This window comes from Pseudomonas sp. VD-NE ins, from assembly GCF_031882575.1.
In the GTDB taxonomy this organism is placed as follows: Bacteria; Pseudomonadota; Gammaproteobacteria; order Pseudomonadales; family Pseudomonadaceae; genus Aquipseudomonas; species Aquipseudomonas fluorescens_BZ.
The window spans coordinates 1,169,256-1,185,164 of the sequence record NZ_CP134772.1 but is presented as its reverse complement, the minus strand read 5'-3'; the positions used below and the strand labels follow the sequence as shown (position 1 = coordinate 1,185,164).

Annotated in this window: 16 protein-coding genes; 6 read left to right on the top strand and 10 right to left on the bottom strand. The window is 58.9% G+C overall.

Annotated features, from left to right (window positions below):
• Positions 1 to 144: 144 nt before the first annotated feature.
• Both RMV17_RS05045 and rlmF read left to right on the top strand, forming a co-directional pair.
• Entirely contained in the window at positions 145 to 2,991 is a 2,847-nt protein-coding gene (locus tag RMV17_RS05045; RefSeq protein ID WP_311885933.1) for a valine--tRNA ligase, read from the top strand.
• A gap of 233 nt (positions 2,992 to 3,224) precedes the next feature.
• Positions 3,225 to 4,244, top strand: a complete 1,020-nt coding sequence (gene rlmF, locus RMV17_RS05040) for a 23S rRNA (adenine(1618)-N(6))-methyltransferase RlmF (protein ID WP_007909052.1) — start codon at positions 3,225 to 3,227, stop codon at positions 4,242 to 4,244.
• A 220-nt stretch (positions 4,245 to 4,464) separates the two neighbouring features.
• Here rlmF and RMV17_RS05035 read toward each other — a convergent pair whose 3' ends face one another.
• On the bottom strand, positions 4,465 to 4,746 hold the full coding sequence (locus RMV17_RS05035; RefSeq protein ID WP_003221909.1) for an HU family DNA-binding protein: 282 nt from the start codon (positions 4,744 to 4,746) through the stop codon (positions 4,465 to 4,467).
• 395 nt (positions 4,747 to 5,141) lie between these two features.
• Between RMV17_RS05035 and yejK the strand changes: the two genes are divergently transcribed.
• Both yejK and RMV17_RS05025 read left to right on the top strand, forming a co-directional pair.
• A complete protein-coding gene (yejK, locus tag RMV17_RS05030; protein ID WP_311885932.1) occupies positions 5,142 to 6,146 on the top strand; it encodes a nucleoid-associated protein YejK in 1,005 nt (334 codons plus the stop codon).
• Complete coding sequence (locus tag RMV17_RS05025; RefSeq protein ID WP_311885931.1) at positions 6,146 to 6,496, top strand: glutaredoxin family protein; 351 nt, start codon at positions 6,146 to 6,148, stop codon at positions 6,494 to 6,496. Before yejK ends, RMV17_RS05025 begins: the two co-directional genes overlap by 1 nt.
• A gap of 83 nt (positions 6,497 to 6,579) precedes the next feature.
• On the opposite strand, the gene RMV17_RS05020 is transcribed toward RMV17_RS05025, so the two are convergent.
• The 5 genes from RMV17_RS05020 to RMV17_RS05000 form a co-directional block, all read right to left on the bottom strand.
• Complete coding sequence (locus RMV17_RS05020) at positions 6,580 to 7,515, bottom strand: glutathione S-transferase family protein (RefSeq protein ID WP_311885929.1); 936 nt, start codon at positions 7,513 to 7,515, stop codon at positions 6,580 to 6,582.
• An 84-nt stretch (positions 7,516 to 7,599) separates the two neighbouring features.
• On the bottom strand, positions 7,600 to 7,902 hold the full coding sequence (locus tag RMV17_RS05015; protein WP_008083651.1) for a GIY-YIG nuclease family protein: 303 nt from the start codon (positions 7,900 to 7,902) through the stop codon (positions 7,600 to 7,602).
• Positions 7,903 to 7,942: 40 nt separating this feature from the next.
• A complete protein-coding gene (locus RMV17_RS05010) occupies positions 7,943 to 8,413 on the bottom strand; it encodes a nuclear transport factor 2 family protein (RefSeq protein ID WP_077571232.1) in 471 nt (156 codons plus the stop codon).
• A 209-nt stretch (positions 8,414 to 8,622) separates the two neighbouring features.
• Positions 8,623 to 9,927 (bottom strand): CynX/NimT family MFS transporter, encoded by a 1,305-nt coding sequence (locus tag RMV17_RS05005; RefSeq protein ID WP_311885928.1) that lies wholly within the window; start codon positions 9,925 to 9,927, stop codon positions 8,623 to 8,625.
• Entirely contained in the window at positions 9,917 to 10,576 is a 660-nt protein-coding gene (locus tag RMV17_RS05000) for a FadR/GntR family transcriptional regulator (protein ID WP_034154579.1), read from the bottom strand. Before RMV17_RS05000 ends, RMV17_RS05005 begins: the two co-directional genes overlap by 11 nt.
• Before the next feature lie 166 nt (positions 10,577 to 10,742).
• Between RMV17_RS05000 and RMV17_RS04995 the strand changes: the two genes are divergently transcribed.
• Positions 10,743 to 11,054, top strand: coding sequence for a type II toxin-antitoxin system MqsR family toxin (locus tag RMV17_RS04995; RefSeq protein ID WP_311885926.1), 312 nt, complete (start codon positions 10,743 to 10,745; stop codon positions 11,052 to 11,054).
• On the top strand, positions 11,051 to 11,539 hold the full coding sequence (locus RMV17_RS04990) for a type II toxin-antitoxin system MqsA family antitoxin (protein WP_311885925.1): 489 nt from the start codon (positions 11,051 to 11,053) through the stop codon (positions 11,537 to 11,539). Before RMV17_RS04995 ends, RMV17_RS04990 begins: the two co-directional genes overlap by 4 nt.
• 52 nt (positions 11,540 to 11,591) lie before the next feature.
• On the opposite strand, the gene RMV17_RS04985 is transcribed toward RMV17_RS04990, so the two are convergent.
• The 4 genes from RMV17_RS04985 to RMV17_RS04970 form a co-directional block, all read right to left on the bottom strand.
• A complete protein-coding gene (locus tag RMV17_RS04985; protein WP_008080191.1) occupies positions 11,592 to 12,356 on the bottom strand; it encodes an amino acid ABC transporter ATP-binding protein in 765 nt (254 codons plus the stop codon).
• Between the two features lie 11 nt (positions 12,357 to 12,367).
• On the bottom strand, positions 12,368 to 13,462 hold the full coding sequence (locus tag RMV17_RS04980; RefSeq protein ID WP_034154576.1) for an amino acid ABC transporter permease: 1,095 nt from the start codon (positions 13,460 to 13,462) through the stop codon (positions 12,368 to 12,370).
• A 10-nt stretch (positions 13,463 to 13,472) separates the two neighbouring features.
• On the bottom strand, positions 13,473 to 14,654 hold the full coding sequence (locus RMV17_RS04975; protein WP_034154575.1) for an amino acid ABC transporter permease: 1,182 nt from the start codon (positions 14,652 to 14,654) through the stop codon (positions 13,473 to 13,475).
• Positions 14,655 to 14,720: 66 nt separating this feature from the next.
• Positions 14,721 to 15,752, bottom strand: coding sequence for an amino acid ABC transporter substrate-binding protein (locus RMV17_RS04970; protein ID WP_007914328.1), 1,032 nt, complete (start codon positions 15,750 to 15,752; stop codon positions 14,721 to 14,723).
• Positions 15,753 to 15,909 lie beyond the last annotated feature (157 nt).

Below are 15,909 nucleotides of genomic sequence, written 5' to 3'. Positions count from 1 at the left end.
TTTAAAGACAAGATCAAAAGATCGCAGCCTTCGGCAGCTCCTACATTTAGCTCTCCATCCGGCCTGCCCCGCTCGCCCTCGGCCCCATGCCCCGCTATACTCGTCGGCTTTTCCTGAATTAATGCCAATAGGGTCCCGCCGCGCATGGATAAGACCTACCAGCCGCACGCCATTGAAACTTCCTGGTACAACACCTGGGAGTCCGAGAACTACTTCGCCCCGCAAGGCGCGGGCGACTCCTACACCATCATGATCCCGCCGCCGAACGTCACCGGCAGCTTGCACATGGGTCACGGTTTCAACAACGCGATCATGGACGCCCTGATCCGTTTCCGCCGCATGCAGGGTCGCAACACCCTGTGGCAACCGGGCACCGACCACGCCGGTATCGCCACGCAGATGCTGGTGGAGCGTCAACTGGAAGCCCAGGGCCAGAATCGCCACGATCTGGGCCGCGAAAAATTCCTCGAGAAAGTCTGGGAATGGAAGGATCAGTCCGGCGGCAACATCAGCCGTCAGATCCGTCGCCTCGGTTCGTCCGTCGACTGGAGCCGTGAGCGCTTCACAATGGACGACGGCCTCTCGGAAGCGGTTAAAGAAGCCTTCGTACGCCTGCACGAAGACGGCCTGATCTATCGCGGCAAGCGCCTGGTCAACTGGGACACCAAACTGCACACGGCGATTTCCGACCTCGAAGTGGAAAACCACGACGAGAAAGGCTTCCTGTGGAACCTGAAGTACCCGCTGGCCGACGGCGCGAAAACCGCTGATGGCAACGATTTCCTGATCGTCGCGACCACCCGTCCGGAAACCATGCTCGGCGACTCCGCCGTTGCGGTGAACCCGAACGACGAGCGCTACCAAGCCCTGATCGGCAAGTTTGTCGAGCTGCCACTGGTTGGCCGCCGCATCCCGATCATCGCCGACGATTACTGCGACCCTGAATTCGGCACCGGCTGCGTGAAAATCACCCCGGCCCACGACTTCAACGACTACGAAGTCGGCAAGCGCCACAACCTGCCGCTGCTGAACATCTTCGACAAGAACGCCAACGTGCTGCCTGCAGCCCAGGTGTTCAACCTCGACGGCACGCTGAACGACAGCATCGACGGCGCGATTCCAGCTGAATACGCCGGTCTCGAGCGTTTTGAAGCGCGCAAGCAGATCGTTGCCGCCTTCGACGCCGCCGGCCTGCTGGTCAGCGTCAACGACCACGGCTTGAAAGTGCCGAAAGGCGATCGCTCCGGCACCATCATCGAGCCGTGGCTGACCGACCAGTGGTACGTGTCGACCAAACCTTTGGCCGAGCCTGCGATTGCCGCCGTTGAAGACGGCCGCATCCAGTTCGTGCCGAAGCAATACGAAAACATGTACTTCTCGTGGATGCGCGACATCCAGGACTGGTGCATCAGCCGTCAGTTGTGGTGGGGCCACCGGATTCCGGCCTGGTACGACGAGTCGGGCAAGGTCTACGTCGGTCGCGACGAAGCCGAAGTGCGCGCCAAGCACAACCTCGGCCCGGACGTGGCGCTGCAACAGGACAACGACGTACTCGACACCTGGTTCAGTTCCGGCCTGTGGACCTTCTCCACCCTGGGCTGGCCTGAGCAGACCGAATTCCTGAAGAAATTCCACTCCACCGACGTGCTGGTGACGGGCTTCGACATCATTTTCTTCTGGGTTGCCCGGATGATCATGCTGACCATGCACCTGATCAAGAACGAAGACGGCACGCCGCAAGTTCCGTTCAAGACCGTGTATGTGCACGGTCTGGTGCGTGATGGCCAGGGCCAGAAGATGTCCAAGTCCAAGGGCAACGTCCTGGACCCGCTGGACATCATCGACGGTATCGAGCTGGAAGACCTGGTGCAGAAGCGCACCTCCGGCATGATGCAGCCGAAACTGGCGAAGAAGATCGAGAAGCAGACCCGCGACGAGTTCGCCGACGGCATCGCCAGCTATGGCACTGACGCCCTGCGCTTCACCTTCTGCTCGCTGGCCTCCACCGGTCGCGACATCAAGTTCGACATGGGCCGCGTTGAAGGCTATCGCAACTTCTGCAACAAGATCTGGAACGCCGCGCGTTACGTTCTGGACAAGGGCGAAGACTGCGGCCAGAACAGCGAAGCCTACGAGCTGTCGCTGGCGGATCGCTGGATCATCTCGCAGTTGCAACGCACTGAAGCCGAAGTGACCCGTCAACTCGATCAGTTCCGTTTCGACCTCGCCGCACAAGCGCTGTACGAGTTCATCTGGAACCAGTACTGCGACTGGTACCTGGAACTGTCCAAGCCTGTGCTGTGGGACGAGAACGCGCCGGTTGAACGTCAGCGCGGCACTCGCCGTACGCTGGTTCGCGTACTGGAAGTGGCGTTGCGTCTGGCGCATCCGTTCATGCCGTTCATCACTGAAGAAATCTGGCAGCGCATTGCGCCGCTGGCCGGCATTCAGGGCAAGACGATCATGCTGCAAGCGTGGCCAGTGGCCAACGAAGAGCGCATTGATCCGGCCGCCGAAGACGATATCGAATGGCTCAAGGAACTGATGCTCGGCACGCGCAACATCCGTGGCGAAATGAACATCGGCCCGGGCAAGCCACTGCCGATCTACCTGAAGAACGTCAGCGCCGAAGACCAGCGCCGTCTGACCGAGAACGAAGCGCTGCTGAAGAAACTGGCGCGTCTGGAATCGATCACCGTTCTGGCGGCTGGCGAAGAAGCACCGCTGTCTGCCACCGCGCTGGTTGGCGAGATGGAAGTGCTGGTGCCGATGGCTGGCCTGATCGACAAGGGCGCCGAGCTGGCGCGTCTGGACAAGGAAATCTTGCGTTTGCAGGGTGAAGTCCAGCGTGTTGGCGGCAAATTGTCCAACGCCGGATTCGTTGACAAGGCCCCGGCCGAAGTCATCGAGAAGGAACGCGCCAAACTGGCCGAGGCTGAACAAGCCCTGGCCAAACTGGCCGAGCAACACGCGCGGATTGCCAGCCTGTAACGGTAAATCGCGTTGAAAAAGGGAGGCCCTGGTGGGCCTCCCTTTTTCATTCCAGAACACCACAAATCCCCTGTGGGAGCGAGCCTGCTCGCGAAAGCAGTGTGTCAGTCGACAAATCTGTTGGGTGTGAAACCGTCTTCGCGAGCAGGCTCGCTCCCACAGTTTGAACGGTGTTGCCTTTAGATGTGGGACAATACCCGCCACTTTCAGCCATACCCGAATCGACCACGCCCATGAACGCCCCCCGCACACCCAAACCTGCGCGCAAGAAGCCTGACTCCGCGACCCCGGCCAAGACTGTCGAGCCGCGTGAAAAGGCCAGCCTGCACCCGCGCAATCGCCATCAGGGTCGTTACGACTTCCCGGCGCTGATCAAGACCACGCCGGAACTGGCGAAGTTTGTGATCACCAACCCGTACGGCAAGGAAAGCATCGACTTCGCCAGCCCCGATGCGGTGCGCGTGTTCAACCGGGCGCTGCTCAAATCGTTTTATGGGATCCAGCATTGGGACATCCCGGCGGATTATCTCTGCCCACCGGTTCCGGGCCGTGCCGATTATGTGCACTTCCTCGCTGACCTGCTGGCCAGCATGAACGACGGCAAGGTCCCGCGCGGCGCGATCGTCAACGTGCTGGACATCGGCATGGGCGCCAACTGCGTGTATCCGCTGATCGGTAACAGCGAATACCGCTGGCACTTCCTCGGCTCGGAGATCGATCCGACCGCCGTGGCCGCTGCCAAAGCCATCGTCCAGTCCAACGATCTGAGCAAGGTCATCCAGCTGCGCCAGCAGGAAAACCGCAAGCACATCCTGATTGGCTTGCTGGAGCCGGGTGAACGCTTTGACCTGACCATGTGCAACCCGCCGTTCCACGCTTCGATGGACGAAGCGACCAAGGGCAGCGAGCGCAAATGGCGTGCGCTGGGCAAGGCCGACCCGAAACGCAAACTGCCGGTGCTGAACTTCGGCGGTCAGTCGGCGGAACTGTGGTGTGAAGGTGGCGAAGCACGTTTCGTGACGCAACTGATCGCCGAGAGCGCGAACTTCCAGCACAAGGTGCTGTGGTTCAGCACCCTGGTGTCGAAAGCGTCGAACCTGCCAGCCATCGAAACCGCACTGAAAAAGGCCGGCGTGCTGGAAAGCCAGGTCGTCGAGATGTCTCAGGGCCAGAAGCAGAGCCGCTTTGTGGCCTGGACTTTCCAGACCAAGTCCGAGCAGCAGATCTGGCGCCGCGAGCGCTGGGTTCGCTAAGAAACCGAAGATCCCCTGTGGGAGCGAGCCTGCTCCGGGCGGCGTTCCGACGAAGGCGGCGTGTCAGTTAGCTTCAATATCGACTGATCCACCGCATTCGTCGGAACGCCGCCCGGAGCAGGCTCGCTCCCACACTGGCCCTGCGATTCAGCCATCAAATCGCAGACACAAAAAAACCGTGCCCGGATCACTCCGGTGCACGGTTTTTTATTACTGCGTCTTACTTGTTCACAGCGTCGGTCAGGCCTTTGGCCACAACCAGCTTGATCACTTTCTTAGCAGGGATTTCGATGGCAGCGCCAGTCGAAGGGTTACGGCCAGTGCGGGCAGGACGCTCGGTCACTTTCAGCTTGCCGATACCTGGCAAGGTGATTTCGCCGCCGTTTTCCAGCTGATCGGCAACGATTTGGCCCAGTTGGTCCAGAGCGTTACGCGCGGTGGTTTTCGGCGCGTCGATAGCTTCAGCGATGTCGGCGATCAGTTGGTCTTTAGTAAGAGCCATGTAGTGTTCCTTCCCTATCAAATTCATATGGATTGCAGAGTGCAGTGTCAGCCATCGAGCCCGATCTTCTGGATCTGGCACCCTCGGCGATAACCACGACGAGTCGGGTTATAGATACCGAAATCAGGGTTTGGTTCGACCTGACAAATGCTGATTGCACGCTTAACGCAGTGACTTCGCGTAAGACCGGGCAAAACTAGCACAGAGACGGGGAAATATCCGCCTCTAGCTACCCATTTGGTCAGCTTTATTGCGCTAAATCGGTAAAAAACTGCATATGCGTCAGTGTGCGCCCCGGTTTTGCCCTACAACCCGCGCCAAAACCAGTGGTTGCGGTACACTGGGCGCTTTTTCGGGGGAGCCTGCCCTCCTCCCTTCCAACAGCCGAGAAGCCCATGCCGATCCGTCATTGCATCGTCCACCTGATCGACAAAAAACCCGACGGCACACCCGCAGTTCTGCACGCCCGTGACACGGAACTCGCCGAGTCCGCAGCCATCGAGAACATGCTCGCCGACCTCAACGAGAGCTATAACGCCAAACAGGGCAAAGCCTGGGGCCTGTTCCACCCGGAATCCGGTGCGTTCCCGTTCAGCGGCTGGCTGAAGGAATACATGGAAGGCGGCAAGGACTTCACCGCGCTCAGCAAAGTCGCAGTCGAACATCTGCAAAAACTGATGGAAGAGTCGAACCTGTCCGTCGGTGGCCACGTGCTGTTCGCTCACTATCAGCAAGGCATGACCGACTACCTGGCCATCGCCCTGCTGCACCACAGCGAAGGCGTGGCAGTGACCGACGAGCTGGACGTGACCCCGTCGCGCCACCTCGACCTCGGCCAACTGCACCTCGCAGCGCGGATCAACGTCTCCGAGTGGCAGAACAACAAGCAGTCCAAGCAGTACATCTCGTTCATCAAGGGCAAGAACGGCAAGAAGGTTTCGGAATACTTCCGCGACTTCATCGGCTGCCAGGAAGGCGTTGACGGCCCGGGCGAGACCCGTACGTTGCTCAAGGCGTTCAGTGACTTCGTCGAGAGCGAAGACCTGCCGGAAGAATCCGCCCGCGAGAAGACCAAGACGTTGGTGGACTACGCCAGCAGCCAGGCCAAACTCGGCGAACCGATGGGCCTGGAAGAACTCTCCGAGCTGATCGACGAAGAACGCCCGAAAGCCTTCTACGATCACATCCGCAACAAGGACTACGGCCTGTCGCCGGAGATTCCGGCAGACAAACGCACCTTGAACCAGTTCCGCCGCTTCACCGGCCGCGCCGAAGGCCTGTCGATCAGCTTTGAAGCGCACTTGCTGGGCTCGAAGATCGAGTACGACGAAGAGGCTGGCACCCTGGTGATCAAAGGCCTGCCGACGTCGCTCACCGATCAGCTGAAGCGGCGCAACTGATGCTTGGCAATGTGCTGAAGAAGGTCGCGCTGGTTCTGCTGGTGGTCGTGGTCTATCAAAACTGGGGCAAGATCGAGCGGGTGTTCAATCCGTCGCAAATGGTTGCAGAGCAGACGCGCGCGCAGGCCAGCGTCGTGCTCTACGCCACCGACTGGTGCGGCTACTGCAAACAAACCAAGCGCTTTCTCGATAGTAAGGGGATTGCGTTCAAGGAGTTCGATATCGAGAAGGATGCCGAGGCGCGCAAGGCGTACGAGGCATTGGGTGGGCGCGGGATTCCGTTGATTGATGTGAACGGCACGTTGATTCGCGGGTTTGACCCGGACGAAATCCTCGCCGCGCTGAAGTAACAGCAAGATCAAAAGATCGCAGCCTGCGGCAGCTCCTACATGAGATTTGTGTAGGAGCTGCCGCAGGCTGCGATCTTTTGCTTTTATCTGGCTTCGATGCGGAAACCGAAACGCGGGAAGTGCACATGCACCACGCCGCCACGCTCGTCTTCGCGACGAATGATCAGCTGTTCGCTACCGGCAAACAGCAACTCGCCCACCACCGGATCAACCCCGTAATCCGTCGCGGCAATCGCCACCTGCTGACCAGCCTTGAAACCGTTCGGATCAACGAACTGCTCATCCGGCAACGCCGCTGGTGTCGCATTGCGTGCAACCTCCAGCGCCTCTTCCGACGTCATCGCACTGGCTGCGCCATGGCCAAAGCCCAGCACTCGGCCCAACCAGGCCGCAACAGCCGGATACTCATCAACCAATGGAGCCGTGACATGCGTAGCCTTGAGGAACCACATGGGATGCGCCAATGCGAAGTCGGCAATCGACGGTTCGCCGAACAGGAAGTCGCCCTGCTCGCGCTGTAACTGCTGCTCTAGGCGAGCCATGATCGTCGGCCACTGATGCTTGGCTTGTTCGGCAGACAAACGCGTGGCGCTGCCTCCACTGAACAGACCGGCGCGGTCAGCGATAAAAGCTTTGATCGCTTCCGGCGGCAGCTTGGCGAAGCGCACTGCCACCGATTCCGGCTGAAACACCAGGCTCACCGCATGTTGAAACACCACCGAGTCAGCCCATGTGGCAAAACTGGCGGCGGTGAATTCCTGACCCTCGGGGAAGAACGCCGGCAAGGCTTTTTCCTGCTCCAGACGACGGGCGATCAGCGAAGTGTCGCAGTAGATATCAGCGCCAATCTGCAACACCGGGGTCTTGCGATAGCCACCGGTCATGGCGGTCAGATCCGGTTTCGGCATCACTGGCGAAATATGCACCGAGCGCCACGACAAGCCTTTGAAGCCCAGCAGCAGGCGGGCCTTCTCGGCAAATGGAGAGGTCGGGTAATGATGCAGAATCAACTCGGACATGCTCGGCTCCGCCGCTCAGATAGTGAGCTGGCAGCTTAGCGTGCATTTGCTTAGCAGCCTACAGATCTGCCTGATGGGAACCAATCAGTCAGATTGATAAGACGCGACCAGACACTCCTTCGCGCTCTTCCTGAGTTTTTTGATCAAGCGTTCCTGGCGCAGCGCATCGCTTTTATCGCGACACAACTCGGTATAGACCAGCGCCATGGCCGGGCTGGAGAGGAAGAACCGCGCGCCTTTGCCGCTTTGATGCTTGGCGAAGCGACGCACGGGGTCGTCGCTGATTCCGCAGTACAACGAGCCATTGGCCGCGCGAACGAGGTAGACGAACCAGGATTTGCTCACCGGTTCGGCGACATCGACAGATTTTTCGCTAAGGCTGGTCACTTCGGGATCTGAACGTGTAGGAAAACAGGCGGCGATCTTATCAGCGACCGGCCTGAAATGCCTTCAGTCCCTTCAATGCCTGAGCGCGTACGGCGTTGCGCACCAGCGGCGTCCAGCCCAGTAGCAGGCCTTTGAAACCGAGGGCCTGACGCGACCAGCGCCACAGATCGAAGTGGTCGTGGTGCTCGCAGATCTTGCCGTCACGAAAGACGAAACGGGCCTGGATATCGTTGATGACGATGTTGCCGGTCTGGCTGAACAGGTAGGTCGCGACCCAATGCGCGCCGCCGCTGCGCTCATCGGCGCGGACGTTGTCGAAGGTCAGCGAAAAGTCTTTGGCGCGGGTGGTGAGCATGCGCCACATGTCGCCGGCATCGCGCCCGCGCAGTTCACCGAAGGCCGGATCGCTGAACACCACGTCGTCGGTGTAGCAGGCGGCCATGGCTTCGGCGTCCAGGCGCTGGAAGGCCTGGTAGAAACGGGTGATCAACGCGGCGTGGGCTTCGCTCATGGGCAATCTCCAAAATAGGTACAGATTGCCAGCACGATAATCTGCAATGCGCAGAAACACTATCGGCATTCGTAAACCGAATACCTGCAGCACGCAAAACCCATGTGGGAGCGAGCCTGCTCGCGAAAGCGCCGTGTCAGTCGACAAAGATATTGAATGTAAAATCGCCTTCGCGAGCAGGCTCGCTCCCACATTTAAAATCAGTGCATTCAGATTTTTTCGCTTTGCACTTGCACGTACAGCGCACGCCCGGCGCCAAGCCCGGCGATGATCGCACCAGTACCGATGATGCCAAAGATCCAGCCCACGGCATTCCAGCCGCCGGTCCAGTCATGCACCACGCCGACCGCGAACGGCCCCATCGACGCCAACGTATAACCGAAACCCTGAGACATGCTCGACAGGTTCGCCGCAACATGCGAATCACGCGAGCGCAGCACGATCAGCGTCAACGCCAGACTGAACGTACCGCCCTGCCCCAGCCCCAGCAGAATCGCCCAGCCCCAAAGGCCTTCGATCGGCGCATACAGGCAACCGAACAGACCGCCAAGGGTCAGCGCCATGACCACGACGATTGCCAGGCGCTGATCCTTGCCACGAGTGGCCAGCCACGGCGCAGCCAACGAGCTGGCGAGCTGGATGATTACCGAACCGGACAACACCAGACCGGCCTGGGTCGGCGTCAGGCCGCGACCAATCAGGATCGACGGCAACCAGCCGAAAACGATGTAGGCCAGCGACGATTGCAGGCCCATGTACAAGGTCACCTGCCAGGCCAGCGGATCACGCAGCAGACCGCGCACGCGATAGGCGACGTTGTGCGCGCCATGTTTCTGCCCGACTTGCGGCAACCAGAACACCGCCGCAACCAGCGCTGGAATGACCCAGAAACCCAGGCCCATCGTCCAACTGTGACCGAAGTGTTCACTCAACGGCACGCTTGAACCGGCGGCCATCGCTGCGCCCAGACACAACGCCATGGTGTAGACGCCGGTCATGGTGCCGGCGTGTTTGGCAAAGTCGCGCTTGACGATACCCGGCAGCAAAACACCGATGATGCCGATACTCGCGCCGCCCAAAACGCTGCCAGCGAACAGGCCGATCTCACCGAAGTTGCTGCGCAAAATGATACCGCCGGCCAACGCCAACAGAATCCCCAGCACCACCCGTTCAGCGCCAAAGCGCCGCGCCAGAATCGGCGCCAGTGGGGCGAACAATCCCAGGCACAGCACTGGCAGTGTGGTCAGCAGACCGGCCTGAGCCGCCGACAAACCGAGACTTTTCGACACGTCGCTGAGCAGCGGCGCCATGCTCGACAGCGCTGGACGCAAATTCAGCGCCACCAGAATCAGCCCCAGCAACAACAGCCACGGGCGCTTCACCAGCGGATGGCTTTGTTGCACCTGCTCGTCATCGGCCTCGGCGTCAATCAGCAGCTCTTCAAGCTCCGCCGTGCGTTTGGGGGTTGTGGATATCTCACTGCGGGACATGGTTTTCTCGGTTTCAAGGTTCATTGATCAACTGCCTCGACAAGGCTTTGGCCCGTTCCGGGTCGCGTTGTTCGACCGCATCGAGTAACTCGATATGCAAGTCGAAGACTTCCTGACGGCGCGGGACGATATTCAGGGTCTGGCGCAATTGCGCGCCGACGATGCTGGAGAAATAGCGATAAAGCTCGCTGAGGGTCGGGTTGTGCGCGGCGTCGACCAGACGACGGTGGAACACCAGATCGCAGGCGATGTAGGTGTCGAGATCGCCGTGGTAGTGGCTGCCGCTGGTGCCGAGCGCTTCACGCAATGCGACGAGGTCTTCTTCGGTACGACGTAACGCCGCCAGGCCGATGGCCTCGACTTCGAGGATGTGGCGGGTTTCCCGCGCCTGATCCAGCGAGCATTGCGACAGCGCTTTCAGGGTATCCATCGGATCGACCACTGCGCGCAGGTAACTGCCGTCGCCCTGACGAATCTCAATCAGCCCGGAAAAAGCCAGCACGCGCATGGCTTCACGCACGGTGTTGCGGCTGATGCCCAGCTCGGCGCACAGCTCGGGTTCGGTCGGCAAACGCTCGCCAACCTGCCAGGCACCGCTGTTGATGCGCTGACGCAGCTGATCCAAGGCCTGATCGACCAAAGATCGCTTAATGAGTGGAGAAATGTCTGACATAGGATTCGCCCTTTCATCCAATCATAGGATGAATTTTCTGACATGTTAGTCAGACCCGTGTAGGACGGCAACCACCTAGGGTCAATCGGAGACACATGAAGCGGTATTTTCGATTGGTGAAAATTACCCTTTAAGGGTAATTTCAGGGACAGGGTTTTGGTTTCTTATGGAAAAGAACACACCCCATTATGAGCTGGCGGTGATCAAGGCTGAGGTGCGGCGGTTAGGTCAAAAAGCTTTCACCAAAGCTTCGGTCAAATCAGCGGAGAAGCTCGGTTTCAACCTCAGCGAAATGCTAGAGATCGTTTTCGAGCTACAAACCAGGATGTTGTACAAATCGATGACTACTTATGACGATCATCGAATCTGGCAAGACTTGAATCACATCACTTCACGAGATCAGGAGATTTGCATCAAGGTGACCTACCGCCCCGGCGGCAGCCCACCGGTAATCTCCTTCAAGGAGAAAAACCCATGAAAACCCAGCAATGTGTCAGCTGCGGTGCACGTGAGGGAATGAGGCATTTCCAGGGTCGCGGAGAAACCCTTAGTGTCAAAGGCATGGAGCGCCGTGTAGACGATCTGTCTGGTTGGGAGTGCCAGAAGTGCGGTGAAGTGGAATGGGATTTCGACACCGATAGTGCTGAGCGTTATTGTGATGCCGGTGACGAGCTGGTTCTCGCTGGCAGACAAATGATCGGCGCCGAGATGAAACGTATTCGACGCAAATTGCACCTGACGCAGAAAGAGACGGTGCAACTGCTCTCTGGTGGCGGGCATAACGCATTCTCTCGCTACGAACGCGGCGAGTTACTTCCACCCAAGGCATTGGTGCTGCTGATGCGTCTATTGGATCGTCATCCCTACATGCTCGTCGATATCCGGACCTTGGCTGAAGGCGCAGACCTGCGAGGTTTCACGCACACCGTACACAAGGAACACGAAACCCTCACCGTTTCCTGAACCACAAAAAACAAACCCGGCACAAGGCCGGGTTTGATTTACACACAAACCATCAATGCAAAATCTGACTCAAGAACAACTTCGTCCGCTCATTCTGCGGATTATCGAAGAAGTCATTCGGCGCAGCCTGCTCAACGATTTCACCCTTGTCCATGAAGATCACGCGGTTGGCCACGGTGCGGGCAAAGCCCATTTCGTGGGTCACGCAGAGCATGGTCATGCCGTCTTCAGCCAGACCGATCATGGTGTCGAGTACTTCCTTCACCATCTCCGGATCGAGCGCTGAAGTCGGTTCATCGAACAGCATGATTTTCGGTTTCATGCACAGGGCGCGAGCAATCGCCACACGCTGCTGCTGACCACCGGACAGTTGCCCCGGGAATTTGTGCGCCTGCTCCGGAATGCGTACGCGCTCCAGGTAATGCATGGCGATTTCCTCGGCCTTGCGCTTGGGCATCTTGCGTACCCACATCGGTGCCAGGGTGCAGTTCTGCAAAATGGTCAGGTGCGGGAACAGGTTGAAGTGCTGGAACACCATGCCGACTTCGCGGCGGATCGCTTCGATCTGCTTGAGGTCGTTGGTCAGTTCCACGCCGTCGACGACGATGCGGCCCTGCTGATGTTCTTCCAGACGATTGAGGCAACGAATCGTCGTCGACTTGCCGGAACCCGACGGCCCGCACAGAACAATACGCTCGCCCTGTTTGACGTTGAGGTTGATGTCTTTGAGCACGTGGAACTGGCCGTACCACTTGTTGACGCCCTGCATCTGAATAATGCCTTCAGGACCTACAGGCTTTTTGATTGCTTCACTCATTTACACAACTCCTAACGCTTGTGGCCAGTGTCGAGCTTGCGTTCCAGATGCATGGAATAGCGCGACATACCAAAACAGAAAATCCAGAACACCAGGGCGGCGAACACGTAGCCTTCGGTGGCCATGCCCAGCCATTTCGGATCGGCAGCGGCTTGTTTGACGCTGTTGAGCAGGTCAAACAGGCCGATGATGATCACCAGACTGGTGTCCTTGAACAGCGCAATGAAGGTGTTGACGATGCCGGGGATCACCAGCTTCAGGGCTTGCGGCAGAATCACCAGGCCCATCGAACGCCAGTAACCGAGGCCCATCGCCGCGGCCGCTTCGTACTGACCTTTGGGAATTGCTTGCAGACCGCCGCGCACCACCTCGGCCACATAGGCCGACTGGAACAGGATCACGCCGATCAGTGCCCGCAGCAGCTTGTCGAAGTTCATGCCTTCAGGCAGGAACAGCGGCAGCATCACCGAAGACATGAACAGCACGGTGATCAACGGCACGCCGCGCCAGAATTCGATAAAGGTCACGCAGACCACACGAATCGCCGGCATGTTCGAACGACGGCCCAGCGCCAGCACAATCCCCAGCGGCAAGGCACCGGCGATACCGACAGTGGCGATCACCAAGGTCAGCATCAAGCCGCCCCACTGGCTGGTCGCCACATTGCTCAGACCGAAACCGCCGTGCAACAGGATGTAGGCAATGATCGGGTACAGCACCAGGAAGCTCAGTCCGTACACCGCTTTACGCGGAAAGCGCGAGATGAACAGGGGCGCCACGCCGATCACCGCCAGCCACACGGTCAGGTCCACACGCCAGCGCAGTTCCGTCGGGTAGTAGCCGTACATGAACTGGCCGAAACGCTGCTGAATGAACACCCAGCAGGCGCCGTCCTTGGTGCAGTCGGCGCGGGTGGTGCCGACCCAGTTGGCATCAATGATTGCCCAACTGAGAATCGGTGGCACCACCAGGTAGATCAGGTAGAACGCAAACAGCGTCAGCAGGGTGTTGAGCCAGCTGGAGAACATGTTCGCGCGCATCCACGCCACCACGCCGATGCTGCTGTTCGGTGGGGGCATGTCGGGTTTGAAAGTATGAGTACTCATGCGCTTTTCCTTACCGCTCGATCAGCGCAATGCGCTTGTTGTACCAGTTCATCAGCAGGGAAATGCTGATACTGATCGCCAGGTACACGCTCATGGTGATGGCAATCACTTCGATTGCCTGACCGGTCTGGTTGAGCACGGTGCCGGCGAACAAAGAAACCATTTCCGGGTAACCGATACCGGCGGCCAGCGAAGAGTTTTTCGCCAGGTTGAGGTATTGGCTGGTCAGCGGCGGAATGATCACGCGCAGGGCTTGCGGAATGATCACCTTGCGCAGGGTCGGACCGTTGCGCAGGCCGAGGGAACGTGCCGCCTCAGTCTGACCATGGCTGACCGACTTGATCCCGGAACGCACGATCTCGGCGATGAACGCCGCGGTGTACACGGTCAGGGCCAGGGTCAAGGCGAGCAGTTCCGGGATCAGCACCCAGCCGCCGACAAAGTTGAAGCCTGAAAGCTTCGGCATTTCCCAATGCAGCGGAGCGCCGAAGACAAGTGCGCACAACGTCGGGATCACCAGCAGAATCGCCAGCCCCACCCAGAACTTGTGGAACGGCACGCCGGTTGCTTCGAAGCGCTTGTTCGCCCAACGGCACATCAGCACGATGCCGACAATGGCCACCACGATGCTGATCACGAACGCCCAGAAACCGTCGGCAGCCAGTGCGGCCGGCATGTTCAGGCCACGGCTGCTGACGAAGAAGGTGTCGCCGAAGTTATGGCTGTTGCGCGGCCCCGGCATGGTCAGGAACACCGCGAAGTACCAGAACAGAATCTGCAGCAGCGGCGGAATGTTGCGGAACACTTCCACATACACCGTCGCCAGTTTGCTGATGATCCAGTTCTGCGACAGCCGTGCTACACCGATGATGAAACCGAGGATCGTCGCCAGAACCACGCCGATCACAGTCACCAACAGGGTGTTGAGAAGTCCGATGACGAAGACGCGGGCATAGCTGTCCGCTTCCGTATAGTCGATCAGGTGTTGAGCGATGCCGAATCCGGCACTGCGCTCCAGAAAACCGAAACCCGAGGTAATACCCCGGTGCTGAAGGTTGGTTTGCGTGTTGTCGAACAAGTACCAGCCCAGCGAGACCACCGCCACAACGGTGATGATCTGGAATAGCCACGCACGCACTCGTGGATCGCTGAGGCTGAACCTCTGCTTTGGTGCGCCGATTGAATTTTGCATGAAGTGCCCCGGAAGAAATGGAACAAGAACATCACCCGGCGGTTGGCCCGCCGGGCGATAGAACCATTAGCGCACTGGTGGTGCGTACTGAATGCCGCCGTTGTTCCACAGGGCGTTCAAGCCGCGGTCGATTTCCAGCGGAGTGCTCTTGCCGAGGTTTTTCTCGAAGATTTCGCCGTAGTTGCCGACTTGTTTGACGATCTGCACAACCCAGTCTTTCGGCAGTTTCAGGTCTTTACCGTACTCGCCGTCAGCGCCGAGCATACGGGCGACGTCCGGGTTCTTGGTCGACTTGGCTTCAGCTTCGACGTTCTTCGAAGTGATGCCGGCTTCTTCGGTGTTGAGCAGCGCGTAGCCAACCCAACGGACGATGGCCAGCCACTCGTCGTCGCCGTTACGTACGACCGGGCCCAGAGGTTCTTTGGAAATGGTTTCCGGCAGAACCACGTAGTCCTTCGGCGAGGCCAGCTTGGAACGCTGGGCGAACAGTTGGGACTTGTCGGAGGTCAGCACGTCGCAACGACCGGACTCCAGCGACTTGGCGCTTTCATCGGAGGTGTCGAAAGTGATCGGGGTGTATTTCAGACCGTTGCCACGGAAGTAGTCGGAAACGTTCAGCTCGGTGGTGGTACCGGCCTGGATGCAGATGGTTGCACCGTCCAGCTCTTTGGCACTTTTCACGCCCAGCTTGTTGTTCACCAGGAAGCCGATGCCGTCGTAGTAGGTAATGAAGCCCGGGAATTTCAGGCCCATGCCCGCGTCACGCGAACTGGTCATGGTGGTGTTGCGCGACAGGATGTCGATCTCGCCCGATTGCAGCGCGGTGAAGCGCTCCTTGGCGTTCAACTGACTGAACTTGACCTTGGTCGCGTCGCCGAATACGGCAGCGGCCACAGCGCGGCAGACGTCAGCATCGATCCCGAGGATCTTGCCGGTTGCGTCTGGTACCGAGAAGCCCGGCAGACCGTCGCTCACGCCACACTGCACAAAACCTTTCTTCTGCACTGCATCCAGGGTTGCACCCGCCTGAGCGAACCCGCTGACACCGAGTACTGTTGCTGCAGTCACGATGGCCAGGGTGGATTTCAACATCTTCATTCAAACCTCCAGTTTTGCTCTTGTTGTGTCGGAGCTTGAGTCCAGTCGCACCCTTTTGAGGCGTTGTTGACCCGTGTTGGCTTTTTTTGGGGTCAACCGACGTAAGACCTTCGCTATGAGTCTAGTAGGAGAAAATCCACATCATGGACAACTCACT